Source organism: Bradyrhizobium sp. YR681 (genome assembly GCF_000282615.1).
In the GTDB taxonomy this organism is placed as follows: domain Bacteria; phylum Pseudomonadota; class Alphaproteobacteria; order Rhizobiales; family Xanthobacteraceae; genus Bradyrhizobium.
Genome location: NZ_AKIY01000242.1, coordinates 1 through 13,214, shown reverse-complemented (window position 1 = coordinate 13,214; position 13,214 = coordinate 1). Strand labels below are relative to the sequence as shown.

Here is a 13,214-nt window from a genome sequence, read left to right as displayed (position 1 = left end):
ACACTGGCCGTTAATTGTCTCGTGATCAGGTAGGGCTTTGAAGATGCAATCGGCCCGGATCGGCCGGCTCAAGCTGCCCCGGAGCCTCGACCATGGAACCTACGCCGCCAGCCCACGGACAGCATGACCGGGTCACGCTTGCCGAGCTTCTGGGTGCCCTCAGCCACGCGCTCGATCTGACCGAGGGGCAGCCGGCCGGACATTGCGTGCGATGCAGCCGCATCGGCGTCGAGATCGGCAAGGACGTCGGCCTTGGCGAGGATGAGATCACCGAACTTTACTACGTGCTGCTGCTGAAGGATCTCGGTTGCAGCAGCAATGCGGCCCGCATCTGCGAGCTGTATCTGACCGATGATCTCACCTTCAAGCAGGACTTCAAGCTGATCGACGGCAGCCTGCCCCAAGCACTACGCTTCGTGCTCAGCCATACCGGCCTGAAGGCCGGACTTGCCGAACGGTTCCGCGCGATCGTCAACATCTTCCAGAACGGCGGCGAGATCGCGCGCGAGCTGATCGAGACGCGCTGCCATCGCGGCGCGGATATCGCCCGCAGGATGCGCTTCTCCGAGCCCGTGGCCGAAGGCATCAAGAATCTGGATGAGCATTGGGATGGTGGCGGCAAGCCGCTTGGCTTGTCCGGCACGGCCATCCCGATCTATTCGCGCATCGCTCTGCTGGCACAGGTCATCGATGTATTCCATATCTCGAACGGCCCTGAGGCGGCGTTGCGCGAAGCGAAGAACCGATCGGGGACCTGGTTCGATCCAGACCTCGTCGCTGCCTTCGAGCGCATCGCAATCCGGCCTACGTTCTGGGACATGCTCCGCACCGGCGACGAGCATGAATCGGCCATTCGCCAGGCACCGGAACAGGCGAGCCTGCCGATCGACGAGGACTATCTCGACGACATCGCAGCCGCCTTCGCGCAGGTGGTGGATTCCAAGAGCCCCTACACCAGCGGTCACAGCGAACGCGTAACGTTGTTCACCGACATGATCGCCGAGGAGCTGGCGTTCAGCGCCGAGCAGCGGCGCAGGCTCAAACGTGCGGCACTGCTGCACGACATCGGCAAGCTGGGCGTCAGCAACGCCATCCTGGACAAACCGGGCAAGCTCGACGACGCCGAATGGGAGGTCATGCGGATGCATTCCGCGCATTCCGAGGCCATCCTGTCCCGCATCGGCGCCTTCAGTAAACTCGCCCCGATCGCGGGCGCGCATCACGAGCGGCTGGACGGCAAGGGTTATCCGCGCGGCCTCGCAGGAGACCAGATCTGCCTGGAAACGCGCATGATCACCACCGCAGACATATTCGACGCGCTCACCGCCGATCGTCCGTATCGCGCCGCGATGACGATCACGAAAGCGATGGCGATCATGTCCGGAATGGTCGGGAGCCAGATCGACGCGGACTGCTTTGCGGCGCTTCAGAGAGCGCTGGGACGCATCCACGGCACGCTGGCGGCTTGACCAGCCGCGAGGCTCGCCCCAGTTCGGCCAGCGCGATCGCGCCGTCGCCACGGGTCGCCCTTCGAGGCCGGCTTGCTATCGCATCCAGCTTGGCACCGGCAGGTTTTTCTGGCGCAAGGATTCCGGATTGAACAGCTTGGATTGATAGCGCTGACCGCCATCCGCGAGGATGGTGACGATGGTCTTGCCGGGACCGAGGTCGCGCGCAAGCCGCATGGCCCCGACGATGTTGATCGCGCTCGAGCCGCCCAGCACCAGGCCCTCATGCGCGATCAGGTCGAACAGAACAGGCAAGGCTTCCTCGTCCGTGATCTGATAGGCCATATCGATAGGCGTGCCTTCCAGGTTCCTGGTGACACGGATTTGCCCGATCCCTTCGGTGATGGAGTCGCCTGCCGTCGTCAGCTCGCCTTTGGTGAACCAGTTGTAGAGCGGCTCCCATGGGATCGCTGAGCGCAATCTTGATGCCTGGATTTCGCTCTTTGAGCGCACGCCCAGGCCGCTAGTTCGGCCGCACCGTCATTCCGGGCATCGGCTGCGTCAGGGCCTCGCCAAGCAGGCTCTGCTCGTCCCTCGGGATCGAGAAGCGGACCTTGAAGCCGTCCTCGGTCTGAAGCGTGATGATGCGCTGGGTCGTGTCGGTCGACTGCTCCAGCACCCAGGACGCCAGCGGATAGGCATAGCGCAGGCTCTGGTCGCCATAGCGGGCCTTCAGCGCCGTCTCCAGCAATCCCGGAAGCGTCATGATCAGGACGCCGACCTGGTTCAGCGAGACGCTGACGGCGGCGGCATTGCCCGTCACGTCCTCGAAGCCCAGCGAGATCGCACCGCCGTCGGCCGCGACCTCGCAGGTCGTGAGCTGCCTCACCTTGATTTCCATCGCCAGTCCCGGAACGCAGTTCGCTATATCCGATACGATATATCGATAGGTCCGCCCGCGTCCAGCCCTGCTTTTCTGGAATTGATCGAGCGGCTACTCGTCCTTCAGCGCCGATACCACCTGCTCGCCGCGGTCGGTCAGGCGATAGGTCACCAGCGGACGGCTCGACGGCGGCTTGCGGTCGATCTCGACGATGTAGCCGCGCACCATCAGCGCTTCGAAGCTGCCGTAGTAACCATACATGCTCAGCTCGTTCTGCTTGAGCAGCTTGAACTCGCGCAGCAGGCGGATCTCGTTGCCGGAGAGCAGCGACCGGCGCACGCGCTGCACGAACCGCGCGCGCTGCTCGAACCAGGCTTGATCTGGTAATTCGTGCGCGACCGGCGCCGGATCCCGCTCGCAAGGGCGCGCCTCCGGCGCGGCCTCGACCATGACAGACGGCAGGCACGGCATGCTGCCGACGACCGCGTCCTTGGCGACGTCGAGCAATCCGATCGGCCAGCGCCGCTTGTTGTCCACCATGACGGGCGGCGGCACGACGTTGTCGCGCACCAATTGCTCGAAGCGCCCGGCAGTCACGCCGACATAGGCGGCCGCACGACGGCGATCGACCAGACGGGTGTCGGGCCCGTGCTCCAGCTCGCAAGCGATGTTCTCGTTCACCCCGAAATTCCCCTGGCGCGTCGTTGCGCGAGGCCTGACCGGGCCCATTGGGACCCGGCCGAGCCGGCGGCGAACCTAGGGGGGAGCAGTGATCTCGAAAAGCAGAGAATTTCGTACAGGTTGATGCCGTTTCGGCAACGGCTATAGTTCTTCCCGGGGGACCCATGCGCTTTCACTCACCGGCCATCCAGTACTTCCACGCCGTCCGCCGCACCGGATCGATCCGGGCCGCGGCGCGCGTCCTGAACGTTGCCTCCTCGGCCGTCAGTCGCCAGATTCTCAAGCTGGAACAAGAGGTTGGATCGCCTCTGTTCGAGCGCAATGCGCGCGGCCTGACGCTGACGACGGTCGGCGAGATGCTGGCCCGGCATGTCATGAACGTGCTCCAGGACCTCGACCGCTTCCGCTCCGACGTCGCGTCCCTGTCGGGCAATTGGCGCGGCTCCATCAGCATCGCCTGCATCGAGTCGCTGACGGAATCGGTGCTGCCGGAGCTGATCGCCTCGCATCGCGGCCGCGCCCGCCGCGTCAGCTTCACCCTCGAGGTGAAGGGATCGGCGGACGTGCTGGAGGCGCTCAGCCGCGGCGAGGCCGACATCGGCATCGCCATGGCGCTGCGCCATCCGCCGGATCTGCGCCAGGTCGCCTTGAAGCGGTTTCGCCTCGGCGCCGTGGTCGCGCGCGAGCATCCGCTGGCACGCCGCAAGACGGTGACGCTGGAGCAATGTCTCGCCTTCCCCGTCATCAACGCGCTGCCGGAGCTGTCGATCTATCATCTGCTCCAGCCGCTGATCGCCCAGCTCTCCGAGACGCCGGAGCCGGCGATCCAGGCCAACTCGATCGATCTGATGCGCGAGCTCGCCGCGCGCGGCGTCGGCGTCGCCTTCCAGACCCAGCTCGGCATCGGCCGGCTGTCGCGCGACAGCCAGCTCGTGTTCCTGCCGCTCGACAATGCCGGTAGCCCGGTCTGGTCCGACCTCGGCATCTATGTCCGCGCCGAGCGCACCCTGCCCGCCTACACGGAATCTTTCCTCCAGGAGCTGGTGCGCGAGCTGGGCGAACGCGAGCGGCGCGAGAACGCGGCTTATCCGCAGACCTCTTAGCGTCTCGGGACGGCACGGCGGCGATCGTGCCCCGTGGTCTTGCGGACTTGCGTGAAGCACGGTTGCTCCGGCAACGTTTCCGGCCGATGTCGCACGCGCGAGGTCGAGGACGCGCCGGCACATGCCGAACGCCGCAAATCACTGAGGCCCCGAGATGCCGGTACGTTGGCTCAAGCCGTCGCGAGTGCTGAGCGTCGAGCACTACAGCGACTTCGAGTCGTTTCGTCCGAGCGAAGTGCTGGGCGGCGGCACCAGCACGCCGCTCGAGCCGCGCCAGTTCTCGCTGCACCGCGCCATCCTGCCGCTCCGGGACGGTCTCTTCGTGCTCCAGCGCACGTTCGCCCGGCGCCTTCAGGCCAATGTCGGCACCGACCACGGCGTCGGCCTCGTCATCCCGCTCGCCTGTCATTCCACCGCCAACGGGCGCGAGATCGACAATTCGATGATCGGGGTCGTGCGCGGCAAGGTCGCCACCGAGGCGGTCGAGCATCATCCCAACACCTATCTGATGCTGCGCTTCAACTCCGACATGCGCCATCGCGGCTGGGCGGATTACGAGACCGGGCTGGAGTTCACGCGTCTCGACGACGATGCGATGGCACGCCTGCGCGCCACCATTCTCGACATGTTCTGCCTGGCCTCGCAGTGCAACGATCCCAGGCAGTTCGAAGCCATCGACCGGCCGATCCAGGAAAGGCTTCTCGCGACCCTCGATGACGCCCTCGCCCCCGTCGATGCGCAAGATCTCCGGCGCGGCTCGTTCGACAAGCATCGCAAGCTGGTTGCGCAGCTGGACGAGGCGGCCGCGCTGTCCGGCAGCAGCCCGCTCTACAGCGGCGATCTTGCAAATGCGCTCGGCGTCTCCGTCCGCACGCTGCAGAGCGCGACGCAGGCGGTGCACGGCGTCAGCCTGCACCACCATCTCAGGCTGAAGCGGCTGTGGTCGACCCGCACGCAGCTGATGACCGGAGGTAACGGAATGACCGTGAAAGCCGCGGCGCTCGCCAACGGCTTCTGGCACATGGGCGAATTCTCGAAACTCTACAAGACGACGTTCGGCGAGATGCCGTCGGGAACGCTGGCGCAAGCCCGTGATTTTGCGGATGTGAGCGCGCACCTGTGACAGGGCTCCGGTCAAACACGGGCGCGTTGCCCGTTTCCGACCGCCGCCTGCACGCTCCGTTAATGACGCCGCGAATTGCGCGCCTGCGCATCGGCCGAAATTAGCGAGTCGGCAACGCCGCCTGACGATCGTGACCGGGATCAAACCGGAACTGCGCGATGCCGTCGAAACGTCTTCATGCTGAGATCCAGCACCACCCGACCATGGTCATATGGGCCTTCGTCGTGCTCATGAGCGCATGCGTGCTCGGGCTCGTGGCATGGAAGGCGACGCTCGGCCGCAACACGGCGCTGACGCGCAACGAGGAAGACGTCCAGAACCTCGTGCATTCGCTCACCCAGCATGCGGTGCATTCGTTCCAGGCGCCCGACGTCGCGATGAGCGGCATCGTGGATCTCCTGAAATACCGCAAGCCCGAAAGCGCGGCGCGCCTCACCGCCCATCTGGCGAGCACCGTGCGGTCGCTGCCCCAGCTCCGCGAGCTCAAGGTGCTCGATCGCAACGGCGAGGCGATCTATTCGAGTGCACCGACGCTTGCGCCCCACAACAATGCCGACCGCGACTATTTCCTGTTTCACCGCGACAACCCGGATACCGGCCTGCACATCAGCGGCCCCCAGGTTTCGCGAACCACGGGACAGCCGACCATCGCACTGTCGAAACGGATCAGCGACGCCGTGACCGGGGAGTTCTCCGGCATCGTCGTGGCGGCGATCCCGTGCGACTATTTCCGCGAATTCTATCGCTCGTTCTGGGTCGGCGAGGACGGCGCCATCAGCCTGATCACCAGCGAGGGCACGGTGCTGGTCCGCTCGCCGTCGGGCTCCGCCGGCCGCGACCTCTCCGGCACGCCGCTGTTCCAGACCCGGCTGAAGCAGACCAACGCCGGCTACTACAGGATCACCTCGCCCTTCGACGGGATCGGCAAGTATTTCGGCTACGAACAGAGCGTGCGCTATCCCATCGTCGTCACCGTCGCGCGATCGGAGGCGCAGATCCTCGGCGCATGGCACCAGAACCTGCGTTGGGACGCCCTGGTGGCCCTGTTCTTCCTGCTCGTGGTCGCCGGGACCGCGGTGCTGCTGGCGCGCCAATTCCGCTATCGCTCGCATCTCGAGCAATCGCTGCGCGAGCGCGAGGAACGCTATCGCCTGCTCGCCGACAACATCGCCGACATCGTCGTCGTGCTCGATGCCGAAGGGATTTGCCGCTACGTCTCGCAATCGGTCCATACCGCGCTCGGCATGACCGAGGACATGGTGGTCGGCCGCTCCTGCCTGGCGCTCGTCCACCCCGACGACCGCGAGATGGTGGCAAGGAGCAACCAGCTCTTCGATGGCAGCGGGGCCACACGCACGATCAGCTTCCGCGTCCAGCGGCCGGACGGCGCAGTGGTATGGCTTGAATCCAACTTCCGGCCTGCCGAGGGGCTCGGCACCGGTGGGCGCGAGACCGTCGCGGTTCTGCGTGACGTGACGCAGCGCAAGCTGCTCGAAGACGAGCTGTCGACGGCGAACCGGCGTCTCGCGCAGCTTGCCACGACCGACGGCCTCACTCGGCTCGCCAATCGCCGCAGCTTCGACGGTTTCCTGCGCGATGCCTACGCGCACAATTCGCTGCTCTCGGTGCTGATGATCGACATCGACCATTTCAAGGGCTTCAACGACACGCTCGGCCACCAGGCCGGCGACGCCTGCCTGCGTCAGATCGCCGGCGTGATCGAGAGCGTCACCGCCAATACCGGCGGCCAGGCCGCGCGATATGGCGGCGAGGAGTTCGCGATCGTGCTTCCCGGCATGACCGAGGCGGGCGCGATGGAGGTCGCCGAACAATTGCGGCAATCGATCCAGAAGCTCGACATTCGCCATCCGGCCGCGCCGCGCGGCCGTGTCAGCATCAGCATCGGCGTGGCCGACAAGCACGCGGCCTGCGCCAACGACATCGCCCTATTGCGCGATGCCGACATCGCGCTCTACCACGCCAAGGACACCGGCCGGAATCGTGCGGTGGCAAGCAGCTCGCTCCGCGCGAGGGAAACCGTCTCGCCGCCGCTCGCCGACCTGGATCTGGCCGGCCAGGTCAGGCGCGGCCCTCAGCCGTGACCTGCTGCCTTGCGGTGCCCGGTCTCGCCGAGACGGTCGACCCAGGCGATGCCGATCGCGGAGACAATGAAGGTCAGGTGGATCAGCACCTGCCACATCACGCCACTCTCGGTGAAATTGCTGCGCGTGGTGCCGAGATTGCCTGCCTCGATGAAGGTTCTGAGCAGCGAGATCGAGGAGATGCCGATGATCGCCATCGCGAGCTTGATCTTGAGCACGCTGGCATTGACGTGGCTGAGCCATTCGGGCTCGTCCGGATGGCCGCTCAGGTTCAGGCGCGAGACGAAGGTCTCGTAGCCGCCGACGATCACCATGATCAGAAGGTTCGAGATCATCACGACGTCGATCAGCCCGAGCACGACCAGCATGATCTGCTGCTCGCTGGCGTCGAACGAGTGCAGGACCAGGTGCCAGAGCTCTTTCAGGAACAGCAGCACGTAGACGGCTTGCGCAATGATGAGGCCGACATAGAGCGGCACCTGCAGCCAGCGCGAGCCGAAGATGACCTGGGCGAACAGGCCGATCGGCGGCGGCACGGGCGCCACCGAAGGTGCTTTGGGTTCAGGCGTCATGGATCACTCCGGAGTGCGGGCAGGAAACGTCACCTCAGAGACTCGCGATGACAGGCGCGAGCTCGAGCGAGCCGCGATAGATCATTTCGAAGGCGACGTAAATGATGATGGCCAGACCGACATAGGCGATCCAGCGCTGCTTCTGGAGCACCCGGCCGAGCAGGTCGGCGGCGACGCCCATCAACGCGACCGACAGCAGCAGGCCGAACGCCAGGATGTAGGGATGCTCGCGCGCAGCACCCGCGACCGCGAGCACGTTGTCCAGCGACATCGAGACGTCGGCGGCGACGATCTGGGCCGCGGCCTGCCCGAAAGTCTTGCGCGGCGGCGCGGCCGCGCTTGCGCCACCGCCATGGCTGAACGCAAGCTCGCTCGCGTGTGCGGACTGCTCGCGCAGCTCGCGCCACATCTTCCAGCACACCCAGAGCAGCAGCACGCCACCGGCGAGCAGGAGGCCGATCACCTGCAGAAGCTGGGTCGCGACGCCGGCGAAGACAATGCGCAGGGCGGTGGCGGCGACGATGCCGACGACGATGGCGCGCCGACGCTGCTCGGCCGGGAGGCCCGCTGCGGCAAGGCCGATGACGACGGCGTTGTCGCCGGCGAGAACGAGGTCGATCAGGACGACCTGAAGCAGCGCGGACAGCGCGTCGGCGGTGATGAATTCAGTCATGATCGATCATTTTTTCGGTGCGGACGGATCGAGCCATTGCGGCTTCTTCCGCTCGATCCAGTCGAAGACCTTTGAACGGGAGGAGCGCAGCGCCGGCACATCCTCGGCCAGCAGCGCAAGGCCGAGCGGCAGCATCCAGACGCCGAGCACCGGCAGGAAGGACAACACGCCGCCGACGACGAGCAGCGCGCCCGAGGGGATTCTCACCCAGCGGCTGGACGGCTTGAGCAGATAGGTGACGGTGTCGCCGATGCGCGGCGGCAGGCGATGGACGAGCTTGTCGAGGCGCGGGTCACCGCCGGCCATCTGGCCGGAGGCGCCCTCGGTTCCGGTCGTACGCTCGTCCGATGCAGCGCTCATGCTCACTCCTTTGGGGCGGTGCTGTCAGCACCGGGCCCGACCTGTTTTGCGCGCGGCAACACCAGCGTCAAAAGCCGCAGCAGCTTGATCGCCTGCACCTCATGGGGATGCACGTCCTCATCCGCGGCCGCGACGCGCTCCGACAGCTCCATCAGATGGGACGAGAGCGGCATGTTCGAAACCGGCCGCAGCGTGTCGATCACCACATTGGCAAAGTCCGGCTCCTCCAATCGTTCCGCCAGTTCGTCGAACATCGCGAACAGCCGTTCGTCGCCGACATGCGGCGCCAATCCGCGATCCCGGATGAAGCGGATCACCTCGTCGCGCTCCACCGGCGAGACCTGCCGGTCGGCGACCGCGACGAGCGCGCCGGCGATCACCAGGGCCGCCGCAGCCTGCTCGTTCAGGCGGGACGGGTCGGTGATCTCGATCTCGATCGGATTTGCGTATTTGGCGTCAGACATCGATGCTCCTCAACGTTGCGAAATGGCCGCGCGGAGCTGCGATGGGGACGATTGGGTCGGAGGGAACTCAAGAAGGCCCGACGATCGGCCAATCCATCGCATTCGCGCGGGACAGGTCATCCGACATCGCGAGGTTTTGCCGACATCTGTCGGCGTCCTCGCCAGAGGGGCCCGGATTCTTGTTCTCCCAGACATAAAGACGGGCCTGTCGGAATCAAGGCGAGCAGACTGCGACCAGCCGCCGCATCAGTTCCATGTTGCGGTTTGAGCTGCTCAGCGCCCTGTCGTCGGTTCCGTCATCCTGAGGTGCGAGCTGCGCGGTGCAAAGCACCGTGCAGGGAGCCTCGAAGGATGAACGGCCGGGGATGCAGCCGGGCCGTCGCCCTTCGAGGCTCGCCTGGCGGCGCGATTGCGCCGCAAGGCTCGCGCCTCAGGGTGACGGGTGATCGATTGGTGGCGACACTTCCTGACGCTACCCCACAAGCTCCACCAGATGCGCGCGCGACGGCGACGGATCGAACCGGTCGCCGAAATATTGCGTCTCGTGCGCGACGAGTCCCTCGCGAAACTCCATGATGCTGACCACGTAGGACGGCACCCCGTCATAGCTCAGCACGAACTCGCTGACCCAGAGATCGCCGCCGCCGATGATGCGCCGAACCGCAAAACGCTTCCTGTTCGGCTGCACGAAGCGACTTTCCTGAATGTTCCGGCGGCCATGAATCCGCTCGCCCGATTGCGGATATTCCAGCACGGCATCATCGCGATAGATCTCGTGCTCGGCCTCGAAATCATTCGCGTCGGAAGCCTCCCAATGGCGCCGAAGCGCCGCAAGTGTCGCCTGATCATCCATCGCGCCTCTCCGATCTGCCGTCTCCGCGTTTCAAATCGGAGCCCGGGCGTCCCGTAGCAAGACACTCTAGCAACGTCTAACAACCACTAACGGGCAAAACATCCGATCTGGATGCAGATTGACGGTGCGGTAATCTGGAATCCGCCGGGTTATGCATCTGCGCTGGTTACGTCGGGAACATCCATGGCCCATCTGCTCTCCGTCAATGTCGGCCTGCCGCGCGACGTCGCCTGGCAAGGCAGGACCGTGCACACCGGCATCTGGAAGGCCCCCATCACGGGCCCGCGCAGGGTGCGCCGGCTCAACATCGACGGCGACGGCCAGGGCGACACGGCAGGGCACGGCGGCGAGCAGCGCGCCGTCTACGTCTACCAGCAGGAGTCCTATCGCTACTGGCAGGAACGACTGGGGCGAGCGAACCTCGTCCCCGGTCAATTCGGCGAGAATTTCACCGTCGACGGCCTCTCCGACACGAAGGTGTGTATCGGTGACCGCTACAGGATCGGCTCGGCCCTGTTCGAGGTGACGCAGCCCCGCGTCACCTGTTACCGGCTCGGCATTCGCATGGAGGAGCCCGACATGGCCGCGCTGCTGGTCAGGCACGGCCGGCCCGGTTTCTATCTTCGCGTGATCGAGGAAGGCGACGTCGAGGCCGGCGACGAGATCACGCAGGTCGCAAGCGGCCCTGAAGGCATGAGCGTGTGCGAGATCAACGCGCTCCTTTACCTGCCCCCTCACCCGCGCGAGCGCCTCGAGCGCGCGCTGAAAATTCCGGCGCTGAGCCGCGGCTGGCACCATTCCTTCGTGGCGCTGCTCGCGCAGACCGACCAGCCGGCCGGAGGAAACGCCGGGCTCGGTCCGGCCGCAAGCCCGCCTCCGGCCTGGCGCGGCTTCCGGCCGTTTCGGGTCGCGCGCAAGATCGCCGAAAGCAGCAGCGTGACGTCGCTGATCCTCGAACCCGCAGACGAAGGCACGGTCGCCACCGCCCTGCCCGGCCAGTTCGTCGTCGTGCGGCTCGGGCCATCCGCGATGACGCGCAGCTATTCGCTGTCGCGCCGCACCGACGCGGCATCCTATCGCATCAGCGTCAAGCGGGAGACGCACGGCGCGGCGAGCGGCTATGTCGCCGACCAACTTGAAACCGGCGAAATCGTCGAGCTCGGCGCACCCCGCGGCAGCTTCACGCTCCGGCAGGATGCGCGGCCGGTCGTGCTGCTCAGTGCCGGCATCGGCGTGACGCCGGTGCTCGCCATGCTCCACGCACTCGCCGCGGACGGCACAACGCAGGAGGTCTGGTGGCTGCACGGCACCCGCAACGGCCGCGAGCATCCGTTCGCTGCCGAGGCGCGTGAGCTGCTCGCGGGGCTCGCTCACCATCACAGCCATATCTGCTTCAGCGCGCCCGACCCGACCGATCGTCCGGGAGCGGATTTCGACAGCGCCGGACATTTAAATCAGCACCTGCTCGAACAGCTCAACGTGCCACGCGACGGCGATTTCTATCTCTGCGGACCGGCCGCCTTCACGGGCGATCTCACAGCGGGCCTCCTGGCGTTGGGAGTCGCCTCCGATCGCATCCACACCGAGCTGTTCGGCAGCAAGCCCTCGCTGACACCCGGCATCGCCGCCGCGCCGAAGGTGCAAGTCCATAAGCCGGCCGGCGCACCCGGCCCCGGTCCGATGGTGTCGTTCGCCCGCAGCGGCCTCAATGTTTGCTGGGGAGCCGCCTATGCCAGCCTGCTCGAGCTGGCCGAAGCGTGCGATGTCCCCGTGCGCTGGTCGTGCCGCACGGGCGTCTGCCACAACTGCGAGAGCGGGCTCGTCGCCGGAGCAGTCGCCTACGCCCCCGATCCGCTCGACCCGCCGGCGGACGGCAACGTTCTGATCTGCTGCGCACGCCCGCAAGGCGATGTCGTCATCGATCTGTAAAATCATCGGCACATTTGCCGGACATGGGAGCGTTCAATGCGAAGCGACATGATGCCGGGAGTAACTTTCCCCGATTACGAACTCAGCGACCACACCGGCAAGCACCGCAAGCTCTCCGAGCTGCAGGGTGGCGATCCCATGATCGTCGTGCTCGGCCGCGGCGGCTTCTGTCCAAAGGATCGCCGCCAGACCGAAGGGCTGGTTCAACTGCATCGGGAGATGGAAGTGGGCTATTGCCGCCTGGTCACGATCACCACCGACAACATCACCCAGACCAACGAATATCGCAGCGGCGCGGGCGCGCACTGGCCATTCCTCTCGGATTCCAGGCGGATCATCCAGAAGGACCTCGACATCGCCGAGTACACCGATCCCCTCCACAATCCGATGATCCCGCATGTCGTCGTGCTGGAGCCCAACCTCCGCATCCACAAGATCTACAACGGCTACTGGTTCTTCGGACGCCCAACCATCGAAGAACTCCGCCAGGATTTGCGCGCCGTCAGCATGAATTGCCGTCCGGACTGGGACATCACGGCGCCGGGCCTGAAGGCGCTCTGGGACCAGGGCCGCAAGGAGTATTTTTATCCCTACGGCAAGGCTTACGTCGAAACTCTCGGCGAACGGGATTAGAACCACATTCTTGCATCGTCCATGCGGACGAAGCCCGCCTCGAATGTGGATGATCGGGATGAAGACGACGACCGGGCGCCGTTCCAGCCGCATGGGCGCGCGCGAGATCTACGAGGCGTTGCGCGATCAGATCATGGCGCTCGTGTACGGGACGGACGGCCTGCTGCCGTCCTCCCGCGCGCTCGCCGGCGAGATGGGCGTCGCGCGCTCGACGGTGACGGTGGCCTACGAGCAACTCGCGGCCGAAGGCTTTATCGAGACGCGCCACGGTGCACGCCCGCGCGTGGCCCGCGCCGTCGTCGCGCGCGGACGCACGCGTGCCTCCTCCCGCCCGCCGGCGCGCAGGATGCGGCTGTCGGCCTTCGGCGAGCGGCTGCGGCAGAACCCGCC

Annotated in this window: 14 protein-coding genes and 1 pseudogene; 7 read left to right on the top strand and 8 right to left on the bottom strand. The window is 65.9% G+C overall.

What is annotated here, in order from left to right; all coding sequences use genetic code 11:
* Window positions 1–92: 92 nt before the first annotated feature.
* A complete protein-coding gene (locus PMI42_RS25955) occupies window positions 93–1,469 on the top strand; it encodes an HD-GYP domain-containing protein (protein WP_008139613.1) in 1,377 nt (458 codons plus the stop codon).
* 75 nt (window positions 1,470–1,544) lie between these two features.
* Here PMI42_RS25955 and PMI42_RS25950 read toward each other — a convergent pair.
* From PMI42_RS25950 to PMI42_RS25940, 3 genes and pseudogenes are all read right to left on the bottom strand, one after another.
* A pseudogene (locus PMI42_RS25950) lies at window positions 1,545–1,965 on the bottom strand (pyridoxal-phosphate dependent enzyme); the annotation flags it as partial.
* A gap of 6 nt (window positions 1,966–1,971) precedes the next feature.
* The gene (locus tag PMI42_RS25945; RefSeq protein WP_008139609.1) at window positions 1,972–2,349 is read right to left on the bottom strand and encodes a hypothetical protein; all 378 of its coding nucleotides are present in this window, start codon (window positions 2,347–2,349) and stop codon (window positions 1,972–1,974) included.
* Window positions 2,350–2,442: 93 nt separating this feature from the next.
* Window positions 2,443–3,012, bottom strand: a complete 570-nt coding sequence (locus tag PMI42_RS25940; RefSeq protein ID WP_035966647.1) for a hypothetical protein — start codon at window positions 3,010–3,012, stop codon at window positions 2,443–2,445.
* 164 nt (window positions 3,013–3,176) lie between these two features.
* Here PMI42_RS25940 and PMI42_RS25935 point away from each other — a divergent pair, with 164 nt between their 5' ends.
* From PMI42_RS25935 to PMI42_RS25925, 3 genes are all read left to right on the top strand, one after another.
* Window positions 3,177–4,115, top strand: a complete 939-nt coding sequence (locus PMI42_RS25935; protein WP_008139605.1) for a LysR substrate-binding domain-containing protein — start codon at window positions 3,177–3,179, stop codon at window positions 4,113–4,115.
* 154 nt (window positions 4,116–4,269) lie between these two features.
* Complete coding sequence (locus tag PMI42_RS25930) at window positions 4,270–5,238, top strand: AraC family transcriptional regulator (protein WP_008139603.1); 969 nt, start codon at window positions 4,270–4,272, stop codon at window positions 5,236–5,238.
* Window positions 5,239–5,396: 158 nt separating this feature from the next.
* Window positions 5,397–7,340, top strand: coding sequence for a diguanylate cyclase (locus tag PMI42_RS25925; protein WP_008139601.1), 1,944 nt, complete (start codon window positions 5,397–5,399; stop codon window positions 7,338–7,340).
* On the opposite strand, the gene PMI42_RS25920 is transcribed toward PMI42_RS25925, so the two are convergent.
* The 5 genes from PMI42_RS25920 to PMI42_RS25895 all read right to left on the bottom strand — a co-directional run bounded on the left by PMI42_RS25920 (window position 7,331) and on the right by PMI42_RS25895 (window position 10,262).
* The gene (locus PMI42_RS25920) at window positions 7,331–7,912 is read right to left on the bottom strand and encodes a TIGR00645 family protein (RefSeq protein ID WP_008139599.1); all 582 of its coding nucleotides are present in this window, start codon (window positions 7,910–7,912) and stop codon (window positions 7,331–7,333) included. The two genes, PMI42_RS25925 and PMI42_RS25920, sit on opposite strands and share 10 nt — an antisense overlap.
* Before the next feature lie 34 nt (window positions 7,913–7,946).
* Complete coding sequence (locus PMI42_RS25915; protein WP_008139597.1) at window positions 7,947–8,585, bottom strand: TerC family protein; 639 nt, start codon at window positions 8,583–8,585, stop codon at window positions 7,947–7,949.
* Window positions 8,586–8,591: 6 nt separating this feature from the next.
* Window positions 8,592–8,945 (bottom strand): hypothetical protein, encoded by a 354-nt coding sequence (locus PMI42_RS25910; RefSeq protein WP_008139594.1) that lies wholly within the window; start codon window positions 8,943–8,945, stop codon window positions 8,592–8,594.
* Window positions 8,946–8,947: 2 nt separating this feature from the next.
* Window positions 8,948–9,409, bottom strand: coding sequence for a tellurite resistance TerB family protein (locus tag PMI42_RS25905; RefSeq protein ID WP_008139592.1), 462 nt, complete (start codon window positions 9,407–9,409; stop codon window positions 8,948–8,950).
* A 472-nt stretch (window positions 9,410–9,881) separates the two neighbouring features.
* Window positions 9,882–10,262, bottom strand: a complete 381-nt coding sequence (locus PMI42_RS25895; RefSeq protein ID WP_008139589.1) for a nuclear transport factor 2 family protein — start codon at window positions 10,260–10,262, stop codon at window positions 9,882–9,884.
* A gap of 183 nt (window positions 10,263–10,445) precedes the next feature.
* Between PMI42_RS25895 and PMI42_RS25890 the strand changes: the two genes are divergently transcribed.
* The 3 genes from PMI42_RS25890 to PMI42_RS25880 all read left to right on the top strand — a co-directional run.
* Window positions 10,446–12,191, top strand: a complete 1,746-nt coding sequence (locus PMI42_RS25890) for an MOSC and FAD-binding oxidoreductase domain-containing protein (RefSeq protein WP_008139587.1) — start codon at window positions 10,446–10,448, stop codon at window positions 12,189–12,191.
* Window positions 12,192–12,227: 36 nt separating this feature from the next.
* Window positions 12,228–12,824, top strand: coding sequence for a redoxin domain-containing protein (locus PMI42_RS25885; protein ID WP_008139585.1), 597 nt, complete (start codon window positions 12,228–12,230; stop codon window positions 12,822–12,824).
* A gap of 49 nt (window positions 12,825–12,873) precedes the next feature.
* The coding region (locus tag PMI42_RS25880; RefSeq protein WP_157195825.1) for a winged helix-turn-helix domain-containing protein at window positions 12,874–13,214 on the top strand (341 nt) is incomplete at its 3' end.

What these genes read in the sequence shown, in the direction of transcription:
- PMI42_RS25955 (WP_008139613.1), top strand. Translation starts at nt 93, where the DNA reads ATGGAACCTACGCCGCCAGCCCACGGACAGCATGACCGGGTCACGCTT.
- PMI42_RS25945 (WP_008139609.1), bottom strand. Translation starts at nt 2,349, where the DNA reads ATGGAAATCAAGGTGAGGCAGCTCACGACCTGCGAGGTCGCGGCCGAC.
- PMI42_RS25935 (WP_008139605.1), top strand. Translation starts at nt 3,177, where the DNA reads ATGCGCTTTCACTCACCGGCCATCCAGTACTTCCACGCCGTCCGCCGC.
- PMI42_RS25930 (WP_008139603.1), top strand. Translation starts at nt 4,270, where the DNA reads ATGCCGGTACGTTGGCTCAAGCCGTCGCGAGTGCTGAGCGTCGAGCAC.
- PMI42_RS25925 (WP_008139601.1), top strand. Translation starts at nt 5,397, where the DNA reads ATGCCGTCGAAACGTCTTCATGCTGAGATCCAGCACCACCCGACCATG.
- PMI42_RS25920 (WP_008139599.1), bottom strand. Translation starts at nt 7,912, where the DNA reads ATGACGCCTGAACCCAAAGCACCTTCGGTGGCGCCCGTGCCGCCGCCG.
- PMI42_RS25915 (WP_008139597.1), bottom strand. Translation starts at nt 8,585, where the DNA reads ATGACTGAATTCATCACCGCCGACGCGCTGTCCGCGCTGCTTCAGGTC.
- PMI42_RS25910 (WP_008139594.1), bottom strand. Translation starts at nt 8,945, where the DNA reads ATGAGCGCTGCATCGGACGAGCGTACGACCGGAACCGAGGGCGCCTCC.
- PMI42_RS25905 (WP_008139592.1), bottom strand. Translation starts at nt 9,409, where the DNA reads ATGTCTGACGCCAAATACGCAAATCCGATCGAGATCGAGATCACCGAC.
- PMI42_RS25895 (WP_008139589.1), bottom strand. Translation starts at nt 10,262, where the DNA reads ATGGATGATCAGGCGACACTTGCGGCGCTTCGGCGCCATTGGGAGGCT.
- PMI42_RS25890 (WP_008139587.1), top strand. Translation starts at nt 10,446, where the DNA reads ATGGCCCATCTGCTCTCCGTCAATGTCGGCCTGCCGCGCGACGTCGCC.
- PMI42_RS25885 (WP_008139585.1), top strand. Translation starts at nt 12,228, where the DNA reads ATGCGAAGCGACATGATGCCGGGAGTAACTTTCCCCGATTACGAACTC.